Origin of the sequence: Methanohalophilus sp. RSK (genome assembly GCF_003722075.1) — an archaeon.
In the GTDB taxonomy this organism is placed as follows: Archaea; Halobacteriota; Methanosarcinia; order Methanosarcinales; family Methanosarcinaceae; genus Methanohalophilus.
Genome location: NZ_RDSK01000016.1, coordinates 1 through 15,111 on the forward strand (window position 1 = coordinate 1; position 15,111 = coordinate 15,111).

Sequence of the window (15,111 nt, forward strand, 5' to 3'; positions counted from 1 at the left end):
TACACTGTATTCCAGTTATGAATGGTTCATTGATGGTACACCACTGAATGGTTCAGGAGTAACGCTGTACAACAACAATACCGATGATTCTGCTCATCTGTCTTATTGCAATGTGAATACCAGCCAGCACATCGATCAGGATGACTTCTTCATGGATGTGTACAATATCTCGGCACATGTCAGCAATGAGAGTATTGGCAGAACTGATGTATTTTCATGGGAATGGACTGTAACAAATTCATCCGCAGAAGATGCAGATGATATCGATCAGGTAATCAACACAACTCCAGAAGTAAATGAATCTGGTGGTGAATATTATGTACGTTTCAATACCAGCAACAAGACCTCCGAGAAGACTGGAATTGAATGTAGCATCGATTTCGTGTCATTCAATACCAGCAATGAAACCGAAGGTATTCAGATAAAGGTAGAAGTACTGAATGCTTCTGCACTCAATGAATCAGAGCTTAATTTCGCGAAAGATTCAGTGTATCAGTACATGGATATCAGTTTCAATAATGAAACCCTTGTAAATAATGGAAGTGAGAACAGAAGTATCGAGTTCAAGGTTCTGAATAATGTTGGTGGCGGTTCTCTGCTAATTGATACTGTCTATCTGAAACATAAGAATACTACTGGATGGCAATCGTACGAACCTGAACTTCTCAGAAATGATGGGACTTATTCCTACTTCATTGTAAGGGATATCCCAGGTTTCTCACCCTTTACAGTGACTGCAGATTACAAGTATGATTCAGGTTCCGAATCTGATGACGGACTGCCTGCCTATCTAAAGTTACAGATGCTTCAAAACAGGTCTCAGAGTACAGAAGAAGACCTGGATGAAGAGATTGTAACTCCTGAATCCGAAAGTGAGGAAGATACCACATCTGATTCAGCCGGACAGATGACTGACGATGTTCCAAAATCAGATGAGGGTGACAATATTCAAAACCTGTTCATTGGAATAGGAGTATTGGTATTGCTTACAATATTTGTGATTGTCTTTAGGAAAAGGCAGAGAGAAGACTAAAAACTCTGGTGATTTGCCAGAGTTCTTTTTTACTTTTTTCAGGAATATTTTGTTACATTTACAGAAGAAGCATATCTATAGATGTGCTTTTGCTTTTTGCCTGTAGGTCATTAAATCTTAATTAAGAATATGTTAGATTCATATTCAAATTGATTTTTTAGCAGAAAACAAGTAAATCCTGGGGACGTATTCATTGTCAATATCATTTTAGTTTTTACAAATTCTTGTAACTATGAGGCAACAATAAGTTATACAAATGTTGTACAACTATTTCTTATTAGGAAGGGAGTAGTTGATGAAATTAATCGCAAAATCTAAAATCACAAAGCATCACCCGAAAAAAACATAGTTTACCCACTGATCAGGTTGCCACAATCATACGCACATCTTACAGGAGAAACTGCACATATTTTCAAAATCGACAACAAAGGCACTCCATTATTCATAATCTCGCTGGACGAAGATTTTGATAGTGAAATAGAAGTTATACAACCAACTACCAAATCTGCCCTCGAGACAAGAGTAGAATATCTGGAAAATAAGTTTAACAATCTTGAAAAATCAATATCAGAAGACGATAAAAAGTCTGGTGGGCCCGCTGAGATTCGAACTCAGGATCCTCGCCGTGTAAAGGCGATGTCATGACCGGCTAGACCACGGGCCCCTGCCTGCGTTTGCATCCCCTAGATGTTACAAGTTGTATATATCATTTTTGATGTATGGAATGCCATTCTTTTTATAATAGTAACATTTGATTAGGTTTTGATGGATTCAGCCCCTGAAGATTATGAATATGAAGAAGATATAGAAGCTTATTATCTCGGGGATTATGCAAGCATCGGTTCGATTGTCAGGGAAGTTCTTCCCTTTGAGCTTCTTGCTACTGTAGGAGGTGTTGTTGCAGGCCTCATTCTTTCCGGTATGACAGAAGAACTTCAGGTAATTCCCGGTCTGTTAGTGATAACTCCGGCAGTGCTTGGAATGAGGGGTAACATCTCCTCTACCCTGGGCTCCCGCCTGGGCAGTGCAATACATATGGGTCTGATCACGAAAATAGAGCGCAATCCTGAATTGCTCAACAATATTGGGGGTTCTCTTTTGCTCAGTTTGTTGCTCTCTTTTGTACTGGGTTTGTTGGGTCATTTTATGACAATTGCACTGGGTCTGGAAAGTGCAGGGGCTTTAACCCTTACATTAATAGCCGTGATGGCAGGTTTGTCTTCAGGTTTGATTCTCTCTGTAATAGCAACATTTTTTGCCATAGGCATGTTCAGGTTTGGCTTTGACCCGGATAATGTAGTCACACCCTCTATAGCAACTATCGGTGATATCGTGTCTATGTTCATGCTATTTCTTTCTGCAAAGGTGGTGTTGGCAATATGAGTTATTACACCATTGGGAGTATTGTAAAAAGCAGTGCTCCGATCCTTTTCCTTACTTCTTTCATCGGCCTTTTTGCAGGTCAGATCATGAACTCGCATCTGGATAGTTTGATCTCATTTCCTATCCTTTTACTCCTGATACCCGCATTGATAAAAATAGGTGGGGACACTGGAAGCATGCTTGGAGCAAGGCTGGCCTCGGCTTTTCATATGGGTCTTGGTACCACACGTATCCATAAGAATCCTGTTGTACGCAATAGCCTGATAGCCGCTTTTATTGTAGGTATTGTCGCTTCCTGCTTCCTGAGTGTAGTGGTATGGATTGTGGGTATGATTGTTTACAACGGTATAGAGTTTACAAGTCTTTTCAGCATCTCTGTACTGGCATGCCTGGTAGAACTGGTCATAGTGTATGCAGTAACATTGATTGTAGCAGTTGCATCTCACAAATTCGGGCTTGATCCGGATGATACCGTTATTCCTATAATTGCAACTATCGGTGATGTTGTAGGGATCTCTGCCATATTTGGAGTTATAGCATTGTTGGAGTTTGTCTGACACTAATAATGATTATGTTTTTATATTCGCGAATTAGTTTTAGTTAACAAAGGTAGAATGAATCATGTGTCCCAAGGAGATCAAATACAGCCCAACTAATCTTAAAGACCTTCTTATTCAAATGAAAGACACGTCAGAACTGATGGTAGATCTTGCTTACTCTGCTATGGTTTATGACGATGAGGATATTGCTGAGGAAGTCCTCCGCTTGGAAGAGAGGATGGATACTTACTACTATCACATGAACATGGCTGCAATGTTAAGCACCCGTCGTGTTGAGGAAGCCGAAGAAATGACAGGTGTGCTTCAGGTAGCTTCATCTTCTGAAAAAATTGCAAATGCAGCTGCTGATATAGCCCAAATAGTCCTGATGCAAATGGGTATTCCGCTGGAACTAAAAATGGCACTCAGAGAAGCTGAAGAAACTATCCTGAGGGTAACAGTAAGCGATGATTCCAGCATGGGTGGCTATACACTGGGTGATCTTGAACTGGATACTGAAACCGGGATGTGGCTTATTGCTATCAGGCGCCAGAATGATTGGATATACGATCCGGATCATTCAACCCGCATACGTTCCGGGGATGTCCTGTTTGCACGAGGACATGATGAAGGGGTCCCACTTCTGATCAAACTTGCCACCAACAAAGAGTATGTTTTGCGGGATAATTCACACGAGCGGCTATTAAGAGATCTGGAAAGAGCCGTGGATATTATTGTAGACATGAAAAACATGGCGGAAATGTCTGTAGGACTTGCTTATTTTGCAATACTCTACGACAATAATGACATAGCAGAAGAGGTGCGTGCCATTGAATCTGAGATGGATGTCATGAAATATGATCTCCAGCACTGGGTACTTGAAACCGCAAAACACGTTTCTGATGTTGACGAGCTCAAGGGGTTATTACATCTTGCCAATGCGTCTGAAGCCATCTCTGATGCTGCGTATGGTATTGCTGATACGGTGCTCAGGGATATAGAACTGCACCCCATAATTACTCTTGCTGTCAGGGGTTCGGATGAAGTTATCACGAGGGTTGTAGTGGAAGACTGTTCTCCGATTGTCGGTGACACTCTTGGAGAACTGCAGCTTGCCACGGAGACAGGAGTCCACATAATGGCTGTAAAAAGAGCAGGCAGATGGCTTTACAGTCCAAGTGGCCGCACCCGCGTTGAGGGTGGGGACATCCTTATAGGACGTGGTTCCCGCACCGGGGAAGAGGCTCTGCTGGAAATGTGCGCCTGCCCGGTGAGAGAGGACTGACTCATTTTGGCTGGTGCTTTTGCATTTCTTTTTTTGCCAACATGTTGGAGCCGAACGTATACAGAAGGATTACAATTCCCAGCCAGATAAAATGCTCACCGATATCCGGTCTGCCTAAATATTTTAATGCAAGGCCTGTAGCCAGGACAAACATGTTTGCCAGGCCGATCTTTTTATTTCTTTTAACGGTACTTTGATACATCTGCTTGTGTGCAAGATATTCTTTTTTCTCATCCTTCATAGGTGTTCACATCCATGGTGTGGTTATAATCATATCAGCTGCTTTTTGCAGTCTCTCAAGGACTGCAGCTCCAATCCCTTTTTCAGTAAAAGACCCGTCTACAATTATCAAATCCATACCTTTTGAATCCATCTCTCTTAATCCTGCAAAAATACGTTTTGCTGCTGTCTCGGGTTTGGTTGCCTGGCCTATAGATAATTTTTCTTCCAACGGGAAGTCGTTTTGGATCTCTTCTGTAAGTAACAATCCTGCCCTTTTCTGCTCTTCATTGGTTTCTCCAACAAGGTATGCAATTTTTGCAGATACATCTTTTGCATTTCCCTGCACAAGTATAACCTTTGCAGAAGGTGAATAATGGGTATATTTCATGCCGGGTGAAAGAGGGTTTTCCATATCGTTCTTTTTTGCATATCCAATACATACCTCTGTGTTTGTGCATCGCTTTATATCTTCAGCAGATACCTTTCCCGGGCGTAATATCACCGGGACCTCTCCGCGTGCATCGACGACTGTGGATTCCACACCAATTTCTACTTCCCCTCCGTCCACAATTGCATCGATTCGGCCTTGCAGGTCTTCCTCGACATGGGATGCAGTTGTGGGGCTGGGTCTACCTGAAAGGTTTGCGCTGGGGGCAGCAATCGGCTTGCAGGCTGCTTCTATAATCTTTTGGGCAATCTGGTTGGCAGGCATGCGGATTGCTACGGTGTCAAGTCTGCCTGTAGTTATATAAGGCACCATATCTGTTTTTTCGAGAATTATTGTCAGGGGTCCCGGCCAGAAGCATTCTGCAAGTTTTTTAGCAATCGGGGTGAAAGTGCTCACAAGTTGGTTGCATTGATCCTGATTTGATACATGGACTATAAGGGGATTATCAGCAGGTCTGCCCTTTGCTTTAAATATTTGCTCTACAGCTTGTGGGTTAAGTGCATCGGCTCCCAGTCCATAAACCGTTTCTGTAGGGAAGGCAACAGTTTTGCCTTCCCGCAACAGTTTTCCTGCCTCTTTGAATATATCGTCTGCTGTTTCTTCAGCAATCCTCATAATCTCTGTTTTTTTTTGCATATGGGGTACTTGATCCATTTCTTCCCTATATCAAGACAGGCTTATCTTATATTTTTAACTTTCACATTTGATCATGTTCATCTTCAATAGTTTCTTCATGTTTAACCGCACAGCTGGAATTCATTGGACAATAGGTTTTACCGTAGTCATCTAACGTTGATTCTTCGCAAAGTCCAACTCCGTGCCGGTGAGCAGCCCGGCTGATCATGTGAGCTGCTACGGGAGCTGTCAAAAGAAGAAAAAGACCGACAGTAATTGCTTTAATTCCCATGGGTCCGAACCCAAGTTTTACAACGATTCCCATCATTACTCCAAAGGCTCCCAGCGTACCGATTTTCGTTGTGGCGTGAAGCCGGTTGTATACATCAGGGAGCCGGTAAAGTCCCAGCATTCCCAGGAATACAAAGAACATTCCTGCGATGAAGAAAAAATTGCTAAGAATATCCTGTATAAATGTTATGTTATTCAAAATACCACTCCCTCATCCAGATATTTTGCTATTGTGACGGTTCCAACAAAGGCTATAATCGAAATCACAAGGGCTACATCCATGAAGAACACAGATTCCTGGACAAAAGAATAAACGCCCAGCATAACCACAATTACTGTTGCAAGGGCATCCACTGCAATAACCCTGTCGGGGATGGTAGGACCTTTGATAATCCTGTGGATACAGGGGATAATTGATAATACCATGAATATAAGTGCTATGTCAAGCAAATGGATTGTGTTCATTCGAAGGCCTCCAGTACATATTCTTCCAGATCGTCCTTTATGGAATCACGTATTTCCTTTGCATTGTCGATGTCAATACAGTGTACATACAATGCAGATTTGTCATTAGATACATCAATAGTAAGGGTTCCAGGCGTCAGAGTGATGGTGTTTGCGATAGCTGTAATACCAACATCTGTTTTTGCTCTGATGGGAACTGCTATAATGCCAGGTTTTATATCGATTTTTGGTTGCAGTACGATTTTTGCTACAACAATACTTGCCTTTACAATCTCAACTATTAGTATGGAGAAATAATGTATCTGTTTTGGTATGCGGTTTAATTTTTCCCTGTAAGAAATTTCCTCCCCGAAACTATAGAGTTCCTTAAATGGCCTGATCAGGAATGGTCCGATCATGGCACCTATGAGGAAATTGCTCAGGTTTACGACACCATGAACAAAACACCAGACAAAGCCAAGTGCAATTGAATACAGAACATACCTCTTCATCTTACGCTCCCTCCGAGTACTGCGTTGATATATGGTTGTGGATCAAGGAGCTGATTTGCAATCTCACTTGAAAGGGCTATCAATGGTTCTGAATACACACCAAGGATGAGTACAGCGGCTGCAAGTATAATTATTGGTACTGTAATCATTGGTGAAAGTCCATGTGATGGATACGGGCCATATTTTTTTGAATCCCTTGCTTCACCCCAGAACATGAGTAACCATGCCCTGAACATGTAGAATATTGTAAAAACTGCGAATGCAAATCCTATAAGCACTGGCAAATAATATTCTCCCAACATGGCCGCATCAAAAAGGACAAATTTTGCTATAAAACCTCCCAGCGGCGGCAATCCTGCAATGGACATTGCTCCTATAAGGAACATGCTACTCATCAAAGGCGCACTTTTGGCCATTCCTCCCATCTGATGCATATCCCTTGTTCCGGCATGGTGAATAATTCCCCCGGAGGTCAGGAAAAGCATGGATTTGGCAATTGCATGATTAACAAGATAGACCAAAGAAGCTGCAAGGGCATAAGCTGTTCCCATTCCAATCCCCAGGAAAACATAACCTATCTGGCTGACACTGGAATAGGCAAGTAGTCTTTTGACATCTTTCTGGCCGACAGCAGCAATGGACCCTATTGCTATGGTAATCAATGCAAGCAGGATGATAATTGGTTGTAGTAAAAACAGTGCATCTTTAAAGACCAGGAAATATACCCGGAGAATTCCGTATGCTCCCACCTTGATCATAACACCGCTAAGCATGGCGCTTATGGGTGATGGGGCTGTCGGGTGGACATCCGGTAGCCAGTAATGAAGAGGGAATATGGCTGCCTTGTTACCAAAAACGATGATAAACAGCAAAGCAATGAAATAGATATGCCAGGGCATAGTTCCTGCATCACTCAGTGTAGCTATTTTGACAGACAAATCTGCCATGTTCAGGGTTCCCATTGTTGCATACAGGGAAGCTACTGCAATCAGCATTACCATTGATCCGATTATGTTCAAGATGAGATACTTGAAGGTCGCCTCCATTTTATCGGAAACTTTTGTGACACCTCCGTTTTCCGAAGCTACTACCAGTCCGCACGATGAAAGAAGGAGTATTTCGGAAAACACAAACATGTTGAAAATATCCCCTGTGAGAAATGTACCATTCAGGCCTGCTACAAGGAGATTGAAAAGAGAATGATATGTTGTATTCAGGGACTTACCTTCGATGTAGTCAAGGGAATATATAAGCGCAAGCAGGGATATCCCTGAACTCAATACGACCATCCCGGAGCCCAGCAGGTCGGCAACAAGCACGATTCCATATTTGCCCCATTCCCCAACCTCGTAAACCTGTATTCCACTGTTCCATACTTGCAAGAGGAGAATAATACTCATTAATAATATGGATGCTGATACAATTATATTGAGGGTTTTCTGGAGAGCTGGTCTGGAACGCAGCATAATCATTAATGCTGACATAAGTATGGGTATTGCAACTACAAGTATTGGCAGATGCTCTTGAATATTCATCCCCACAGCCTCCTGAGTTTCCTTACGTCGGTGGTACCGTATTCTTCATGGATGCGGTAGGCCAGTATAAGTATAAATGCAGTAGTCGCAAGGCTGATTACAATAGCTGTTAATACAAGAGCCTGGACAAGGGGATCTACGAAAGGGGTTTCCACTCCAGAAGGTGCAATTGGTGCAAGTATACCTTCTGATAATTTATCTGTAAAAATTATCCCGCTGCCAGAACCATGATGGACGTCTGTTATTATAGGAGCTTTTTCACCATCAAATACTCCAGTTGAAACGATTAGCATGTTTACTGCATGGGAAATCAGGGATAAACCAATGATGATTTTTATGATGTCCCTGCGTAGGATTAAAAAGGTTCCAATTCCAAATATCAGGGCTATTGTAATCGATAATATTGTATTGTTCATTTATCTTCACCCACGTTTTTGAATATATGTAGCAGAGTGCCAATTACGACAAAATATACTCCAATATCAAAGAGGGTGGCTGATGCCAACTCTATTTCACCGTAGAGGGGGATATCTACAAATTTGATTGAACTCCTGAAAAAATTGTTTCCGTAGAGTATTGCCCCAAAAGCGGTCAATGAAGCAATGAGTAATCCTGCCCCGAATAATTTGTCCCAGGAAGGATTAAAGAATGATTTGGTGTAATTTAAACCAAATACTACGTAGGTAAGGGAAATTACAGAGGCAAACATTACACCACCGATAAATCCTCCTCCGGGATTATTGTGCCCTGCCAATAAAAGGGATATAGAAAATAAACTTACAAGAGGGATACAGATTTTTGTAATTGTCTTTGTGATTAATGTAGTCATTCTCCTTCACCTCTGCTCTTTATAAGATTATAGACCCCAAGTGCTGCCAGACATAATACTGATATTTCTCCCAGGGTATCATAGCCACGGAAATCTACAAGGATGACATTTACAACATTATGCCCTCCTGCAAGTTTTACACTGTTCTCCAGGAAATAGTGGGACAGGGATTCAAATGGTGGTGCTATGCCCTTTGTTGCATTAAGTAATAGGACCAATACAGTTGCAGCAACAGTAAATGAAATTCCTATATCTCTTATCAAAGTGGTTTTTGGTATTTTTTCTTTGAATGTCTGGGGTACCCTTGCTATTACAAGCAAAAATATTATTGTTGCCAGAGTTTCCACAAGTACCTGAGTAAGAGCAAGGTCGGGGGCTTTGAGATATATGAATACTAAGCTGACCATATAACCAACTGCAGAAAGTGCTATTACGGCAGGAAGGTATCTATGCAGGGTTGCTGCTGCAACTGATGCAATGACCATAAGGGTCAATATCAGTGCCTCGTAAGGGGGAATGTCAAAATTGAGGTTGGCAGGGAATACCTGTGTTGCCATCATGAATGCTGGTATGGCAAACAGTATGACCATTAAAAATAATATAGCATAGATGTAGAGCTTTATGCTGCCGGGTTGGGTGAAGTTGGCAAATCCCTTTGCACTTCCCTTTGCTCCATCAACAATCCTGTCATAGTAATAGTTCACACTTATCCAGGGGTATCTTGCATTAAACTTGTCCTGCCAGGCCGCTATACTATCATAACGTGTGTAAATTGTCAGGCCTGCTATGAAAGTGATTACTGTCATGAAAAGGGCCGGTGTAAAACCGTGCCAGAGTTTAACATGCAGATGTACTTCCTCGAGCACGATTCCCGCGGTTGTAGGTTCAATTATATTGTGAACCGGAATCGAAGGGACAAGACCAAACAGGATAACAAGCCCTGCAAGGAAAGCTGCGGGAACAAGCATCGTGTACGGTGGTTCATGCACATGCTCGGGCAGGTGGCCATGATGTTTTTCTCCCAGAAATATCCCGTCGATAAGTTTGATGGAGTAAGCAAAGGTGAACACGCCTCCCAGTACTGCTGCTGCCGGTATAAGGAATGTGAAAGGTCCTCCTATGATGTGCCCCATTTCAACCGAGGTTTCATAGAACATTTCCTTACTAAGGAAACCATTAAGTGGAGGCACTCCTGCCATTGCAAGGGCTGCTATAGATGCAATAATAAAGGTAATCGGCATGTCTTTTCGCAAACCACCGAGTTTGCGTATGTCCCGGGTGGCTGCTTCGTGTGCAACAATGCCTGCTACCAGGAAAAGACACGCTTTGAAAGTTGCATGATTGAGAAGATGGAAAGTTGCTGCTGCCACTCCTAAACCGGGTTCGTGGTAGGATGTATAACCATACATTGTCATCATGTATGCCAGCTGGCTGATAGTTGAATATGCCAGGATTGCTTTGATGTCTGTCTGGCGGAATGCCAAAAATCCCGCAAGCAGCATTGTGAATATGCCTATTCCACTTACCAGAATAAACCAGGCTTCTGTACCTGAAAATATGGGGTGTACCCTGGCTACCAGATATATTCCGGCTTTAACCATCGTGGCAGAATGCAAAAAAGCACTGACTGGTGTGGGAGCCTCCATTGCATTTGGAAGCCATATGTAAAAGGGCCCCTGTGCGGATTTGGCAGCTGCACCTATCAGGATAAGTATCAGTGTTATTAAGAAGAAAGGATGAGCTTTGATGTTTTCAATTATGGCGGGGTTCTGGAGAATAGTAGCGATATCATAGGTGCCTGTAATAGTATGTAGCAGGATAAATCCTGCCAGCATGAAAAGACCGCCACCTGCTGTGAGCAGCAGGGATTTTGTGGCCCCGTAGATGGAAGCGGGTTTATCTCTCCAATAACCGATAAGCATGAATGATGTGATACTGGTGAGTTCCCAGAATATGAAGAGCTGGAGTGTGTTCCCTGCAAAGACCATACCGATCATGGACCCCATGAATAAGAGCATGTACTGGTAATAACGGGGGAGGTCTTCTTTGTGGGACATGTACCCATTGGAATAGGACATTATGATTACACCGATACCGGATGCTATGAATCCGATCATCATAGCCAGTCCATCGGCATAAATGCTGAATTCTGCACCGATGCTTGGCATCCACTCAATTGAATGTTGTATTATATGTCCATGAATTATTTCGGGAGCTACTATACCTATTAATGCAAAACTCAGGAGGGCAATTCCTGCTGCAAACCAACCGATCCTGTGCTTTAGGAACTTTTCCAGCAGCGGTATGAATATCGCCGCGGCAAAGGGTAAAAATATAGCCAGTATGATTGCCGTAAAGGACTCCATGCCTCTCCTTAATTAAATTCCAATATATAACTGTTGTTCATGATCAATAAATATTTTTGTTAAGTCCATTTGATCGTATTTATGTATTGTTCTTCTTCACCTTTTTTTTATTGAAGTCAGACCGCGGTTCTTAATTATTATTCATTTTGCTTTGTCAGATTTTATGGCCTGATGGCGCTGTCTTCTTTATATATACCTCTTTGGGGAGCAACAAAATATATATAGGTTAAATCTGTATAGGGAGAGTGCTTCAGGGTGGCCCTGAGGTACAGGGCGTCTGCGTTTTTGTAGATGTCTGATAAGCAAAATGGGCCCGTGGTCTAGTAGGTTATGACATCGCCTTGACATGGCGGGGATCCTGAGTTCGACTCTCAGCGGGCCCACTTCCTAAATTGCGATATGTTTAAATAAAAAAACCACATGTATGTGGTGCTCCCAATGCCCAGGTAGCTCAGTTTGGGAGAGCGCTGCCCTGAAGAGGCAGTTGTCCCCGGTTCGAGTCCGGGTCTGGGCACCAATTCAGTATGAACATCAGTAGTGTAGTGGTTATCACCGGGCGTTGCCAACGCTCGAACCCGGGTTCGAATCCCGGCTGATGTATAACTATTTTTCATCTTTTTATCCTTTAGTTTGGTCTGTTATATTATCCTATAAATTTCCTTATGTATTTTTTCTACTGTAATGTATTTTAGTATATTTTTTGAAGTTGTATAGCAGGATTTTGCTATTAAGTCATTTATATACGGATAAAAATATACTTAAGGGTGAATGACTGTCTACTAAAAATATTTATCAGCCATTTGCACTCTTGCGTGCTTTTCCAAGCAATCCTTGAAGCCGTTTTACATCATCCTTATTTTCGGGGTGCAATCCAAGTGCCTGTTTGTACATCTGTACAGCCATCCCGTAATTGTGCATCCCATGAAAAGCCCTCCCCTTCATTTCCCAGATTATAGGTTTGTTCATGCCTTGCTGCACAAGGGTATCAAAACATCTGTTTGCCTGGGAATACTTGCCCAGCTGTATACAGGCCACTCCTTTATTGAAAAGGGCATTTTTGTTGGACGGTTCCATCTCCAGTGCCTTACTGAACAATTCATAGGCTTTTTTGTGGTCTGTCCTGCATTCCTGTCCCTGTATTATCAGTTCTTCAACACTTGCTTTTTTCTTATTCCGCAATTTGCTTCGGGCACGGTTTAATGCATCTGTGTTGCTTGTATTATTTGCCGAAAGTTTGCCCTGTGATTTTGAGACGGTTTTTCCTTCCTTCTTTGCAGGAGGGATGTATTTCTCCAATCCAAGTATTCCGTGCATTATCATTATAGCCGCATGTTTATCCAGTGGTTCATTGTTATTGCCACATTTCGGGGACTGGATACATGAAGGACATCCCTCTTCACAGGGGCATCCCTTGATTGCTTTTAAGGTAACATCAAGCATTTCTTCAATTTTGTCAAAACCGTTCTCTGCAAAACCAACGCCTCCTTCATGACCATCATAGATGAAGATCCCGCTTCTTCCTCCCAGGTCTCCATGTGCAGGTGTGGATACTCCTCCGACATCATTGCGATCTGCAAGCAGATGTACCGGATACATTGCTATCATTGCATGTTCAATTGCATGCAAACCACCGGCGAAATCCCGTTTCTGCTTATTCACCATTTCCTCATAGCCTGCAGGCAGGTCTATCCACAAACTTTCTGTTTCAAGGGACGATGGTGGCATTTCTATTTCCTTCCTGCCCATCTCCTCATCCGATCCGTGCCGTATTTTACGGAAACCTGTTACCTGTTCGACAACCTCGACCCTTCCCAAACCGATGGTAATACTATCCAGTTTCCCGGGCTTTTTTTCCTCGTATTTTTCCCTCAGGAATATCTCGGAGGCAACCATTGGTTTGGTATAATAATCAGCTTTACCCTTCTCTACAAGAATCTCTTTCTTGCTGTGGTTCATTTTTTGCACAACATAGGGATTTCCCATATGGATATAGATGGCTCCTTCAAATGCTTCCCTGAAAGCCATTGAGCGTTCCAGGTCTTTTTCAATAATTTTTCTCTTGCCACCTGTGATATCTATAAGGGAATATCCGTTCCTTCCGGCTCCCCTTATGTTCACCTGTCCATGGGGATGATTATCAAGACAGATTGTACCCTTTTCATTTTCTGCAAGCAATTTTTCTTCCTTCAGGACGTCAACAACATCCCGTATTCCGCTACCGAAATACTTCTCCTCCTCTTGTTGCAGGGGTAATTCTTTTGCTGCACACAGGATATGTCCCGTTTGGATGTAGGTATTTTCAGGATTAATGACAGCATCCTCGCAAGATTTTGCAAAAAATTTCTCTGGATTGCGCATGTAATACTGGTCCAGGGCATCCTGGCCGGCCACAAGTATCACCATGCTTTCGTTCTCTCCTCTGCCGGCTCTTCCGGCCTGCTGTCGGGTGCTCATTATAGTGCCGGGAAATCCATCAAGGATACAACCGTCAAGTCCTCCGATATCAATGCCGAGTTCCAGGGCATTTGTTGAAAGGACGCCCTTAAGGGTGCCATTCTGCAATTGTTTTTCTATGAGAATCCTGTCTTCCGGGCTATAGCCACCACGATAAGGGGCAATCCTTTCTTTCAAACCCCTGTTTTGCAATTCATTTTTTGATTGGAGGTACATTCTCTCCATTTTCTGGCGGGAACGCGTAAAAAGAATAGTTTGCAATCCTTCCTGTATTAATGTGGTAAACAACCGGTTTGAATCTGTAAAGCTGCTTTTGCGCATGAAATAACCCTTTTTGTTATAGTATGCCGGAGGGTTCCAGAATACGAAATTCTGTGCTCCCCTGCCCGAAGCATCCCTGTCAATAACTTTCACATTTTTTCCAGTCAGGGTGCATGCATGTTTCCCGGGGTTGCCAATGGTGGCACTGCAGCATATGTATTGGGGATTGGAGCCGTAGTGGTCGCATATTCTCTGCAGGCGGCGCAACAGATTTGCCATGTTGCTGCCGGTGACTCCGGTGTAATAATGACTTTCATCGAGGATTATGTATTTCAGGTTGGATAATACTCTGTACCATTGCTGTTTCCAGCCCAGTACACTCATATGCAGCATTTCGGGATTGGTAAAAATTATATTTGCATCGGCTTTTGCCTGCCATCTCTCTTCTTTTGAGGATGAGCCTACAAAACGGGCAATGTCAATATTTTCTCCCAGTACGTCTCTCAGTTTCACAAAATTTGAATGCTGATCATTGGCAAGGGCGTTTAAGGGTGATATATAAAGGACAGTGGAGTCAGAGTGGTCCATTATTTCTTCAAAAACAGGTATTGTATATGCCAGGGATTTCCCGCTGGCCGTACTGGTTGCCAGTACGATGTCTTTACCATTTCTGATCTTCTCAATGGCTTCTGTCTGATGAGAATATAGTCTTTTAATTCCTCTTTCATGCAGGGCGAACCTGAGCAATGGTTTGATATCGACATTATCATACTTTCCCTGTCTTTCTTTTATGGATTCACTGTGTACGATTTGCCCTTCGTAGCCCCGGGATGATGTTATTTTGGAAAGTATTTTTTCAATATCCATTGTTTGTTCCTCTTACCTTCCCCTGAA

General features: G+C 42.7%; 14 protein-coding genes and 4 tRNA genes. 7 read left to right on the top strand and 11 right to left on the bottom strand.

What is annotated here, in order from left to right:
* The coding region (locus EFE42_RS10555) for a hypothetical protein (RefSeq protein WP_158599222.1) at window positions 1-1,033 on the top strand (1,033 nt) is incomplete at its 5' end.
* Window positions 1,034-1,620: 587 nt separating this feature from the next.
* On the opposite strand, the gene EFE42_RS08840 is transcribed toward EFE42_RS10555, so the two are convergent.
* Window positions 1,621-1,697, bottom strand: a tRNA-Val gene (locus EFE42_RS08840).
* Between the two features lie 101 nt (window positions 1,698-1,798).
* Here EFE42_RS08840 and EFE42_RS08845 point away from each other — a divergent pair.
* From EFE42_RS08845 to EFE42_RS08855, 3 genes are all read left to right on the top strand, one after another.
* On the top strand, window positions 1,799-2,416 hold the full coding sequence (locus EFE42_RS08845) for a magnesium transporter (RefSeq protein ID WP_123136898.1): 618 nt from the start codon (window positions 1,799-1,801) through the stop codon (window positions 2,414-2,416).
* Window positions 2,413-2,973, top strand: coding sequence for a magnesium transporter (locus EFE42_RS08850; protein WP_123136899.1), 561 nt, complete (start codon window positions 2,413-2,415; stop codon window positions 2,971-2,973). Before EFE42_RS08845 ends, EFE42_RS08850 begins: the two co-directional genes overlap by 4 nt.
* A 64-nt stretch (window positions 2,974-3,037) precedes the next feature.
* Window positions 3,038-4,240 (top strand): potassium channel family protein, encoded by a 1,203-nt coding sequence (locus EFE42_RS08855; protein ID WP_123136900.1) that lies wholly within the window; start codon window positions 3,038-3,040, stop codon window positions 4,238-4,240.
* A gap of 1 nt (window position 4,241) precedes the next feature.
* On the opposite strand, the gene EFE42_RS08860 is transcribed toward EFE42_RS08855, so the two are convergent.
* From EFE42_RS08860 to mbhE, 9 genes are all read right to left on the bottom strand, one after another.
* Window positions 4,242-4,481, bottom strand: a complete 240-nt coding sequence (locus tag EFE42_RS08860) for a hypothetical protein (protein WP_123136901.1) — start codon at window positions 4,479-4,481, stop codon at window positions 4,242-4,244.
* A gap of 6 nt (window positions 4,482-4,487) precedes the next feature.
* Window positions 4,488-5,546, bottom strand: coding sequence for an L-threonylcarbamoyladenylate synthase (locus tag EFE42_RS08865; RefSeq protein ID WP_233564798.1), 1,059 nt, complete (start codon window positions 5,544-5,546; stop codon window positions 4,488-4,490).
* A 61-nt stretch (window positions 5,547-5,607) separates the two neighbouring features.
* The gene (mnhG, locus tag EFE42_RS08870) at window positions 5,608-6,015 is read right to left on the bottom strand and encodes a monovalent cation/H(+) antiporter subunit G (RefSeq protein WP_233564799.1); all 408 of its coding nucleotides are present in this window, start codon (window positions 6,013-6,015) and stop codon (window positions 5,608-5,610) included.
* The gene (locus EFE42_RS08875) at window positions 6,012-6,281 is read right to left on the bottom strand and encodes a cation:proton antiporter (RefSeq protein WP_123136903.1); all 270 of its coding nucleotides are present in this window, start codon (window positions 6,279-6,281) and stop codon (window positions 6,012-6,014) included. The genes mnhG and EFE42_RS08875 overlap by 4 nt, the downstream gene beginning before the upstream one ends.
* Window positions 6,278-6,772: a Na+/H+ antiporter subunit E gene (locus EFE42_RS08880; RefSeq protein WP_123136904.1), complete on the bottom strand. Its 495-nt coding sequence runs from the start codon at window positions 6,770-6,772 to the stop codon at window positions 6,278-6,280. The genes EFE42_RS08875 and EFE42_RS08880 overlap by 4 nt, the downstream gene beginning before the upstream one ends.
* Complete coding sequence (locus tag EFE42_RS08885) at window positions 6,769-8,307, bottom strand: proton-conducting transporter membrane subunit (protein ID WP_123136905.1); 1,539 nt, start codon at window positions 8,305-8,307, stop codon at window positions 6,769-6,771. Before EFE42_RS08885 ends, EFE42_RS08880 begins: the two co-directional genes overlap by 4 nt.
* Entirely contained in the window at window positions 8,304-8,723 is a 420-nt protein-coding gene (locus EFE42_RS08890) for an NADH-quinone oxidoreductase subunit K (protein ID WP_123136906.1), read from the bottom strand. Before EFE42_RS08890 ends, EFE42_RS08885 begins: the two co-directional genes overlap by 4 nt.
* Window positions 8,720-9,136, bottom strand: coding sequence for a monovalent cation/H+ antiporter subunit B (locus tag EFE42_RS08895; RefSeq protein WP_123136907.1), 417 nt, complete (start codon window positions 9,134-9,136; stop codon window positions 8,720-8,722). Before EFE42_RS08895 ends, EFE42_RS08890 begins: the two co-directional genes overlap by 4 nt.
* Window positions 9,133-11,502: a hydrogen gas-evolving membrane-bound hydrogenase subunit E gene (gene mbhE / locus EFE42_RS08900; RefSeq protein ID WP_123136908.1), complete on the bottom strand. Its 2,370-nt coding sequence runs from the start codon at window positions 11,500-11,502 to the stop codon at window positions 9,133-9,135. The genes EFE42_RS08895 and mbhE overlap by 4 nt, the downstream gene beginning before the upstream one ends.
* Before the next feature lie 309 nt (window positions 11,503-11,811).
* Here mbhE and EFE42_RS08905 point away from each other — a divergent pair.
* From EFE42_RS08905 to EFE42_RS08915, 3 genes are all read left to right on the top strand, one after another.
* Window positions 11,812-11,885, top strand: a tRNA-Val gene (locus EFE42_RS08905).
* Between the two features lie 57 nt (window positions 11,886-11,942).
* Window positions 11,943-12,019 (top strand) — tRNA-Phe (locus tag EFE42_RS08910).
* A gap of 11 nt (window positions 12,020-12,030) precedes the next feature.
* A tRNA-Gly gene (locus EFE42_RS08915) sits at window positions 12,031-12,102 on the top strand.
* Between the two features lie 192 nt (window positions 12,103-12,294).
* On the opposite strand, the gene EFE42_RS08920 is transcribed toward EFE42_RS08915, so the two are convergent.
* Window positions 12,295-15,084, bottom strand: a complete 2,790-nt coding sequence (locus EFE42_RS08920) for a DEAD/DEAH box helicase (protein WP_123136909.1) — start codon at window positions 15,082-15,084, stop codon at window positions 12,295-12,297.
* Between the last annotated feature and the right edge of the window lie 27 nt (window positions 15,085-15,111).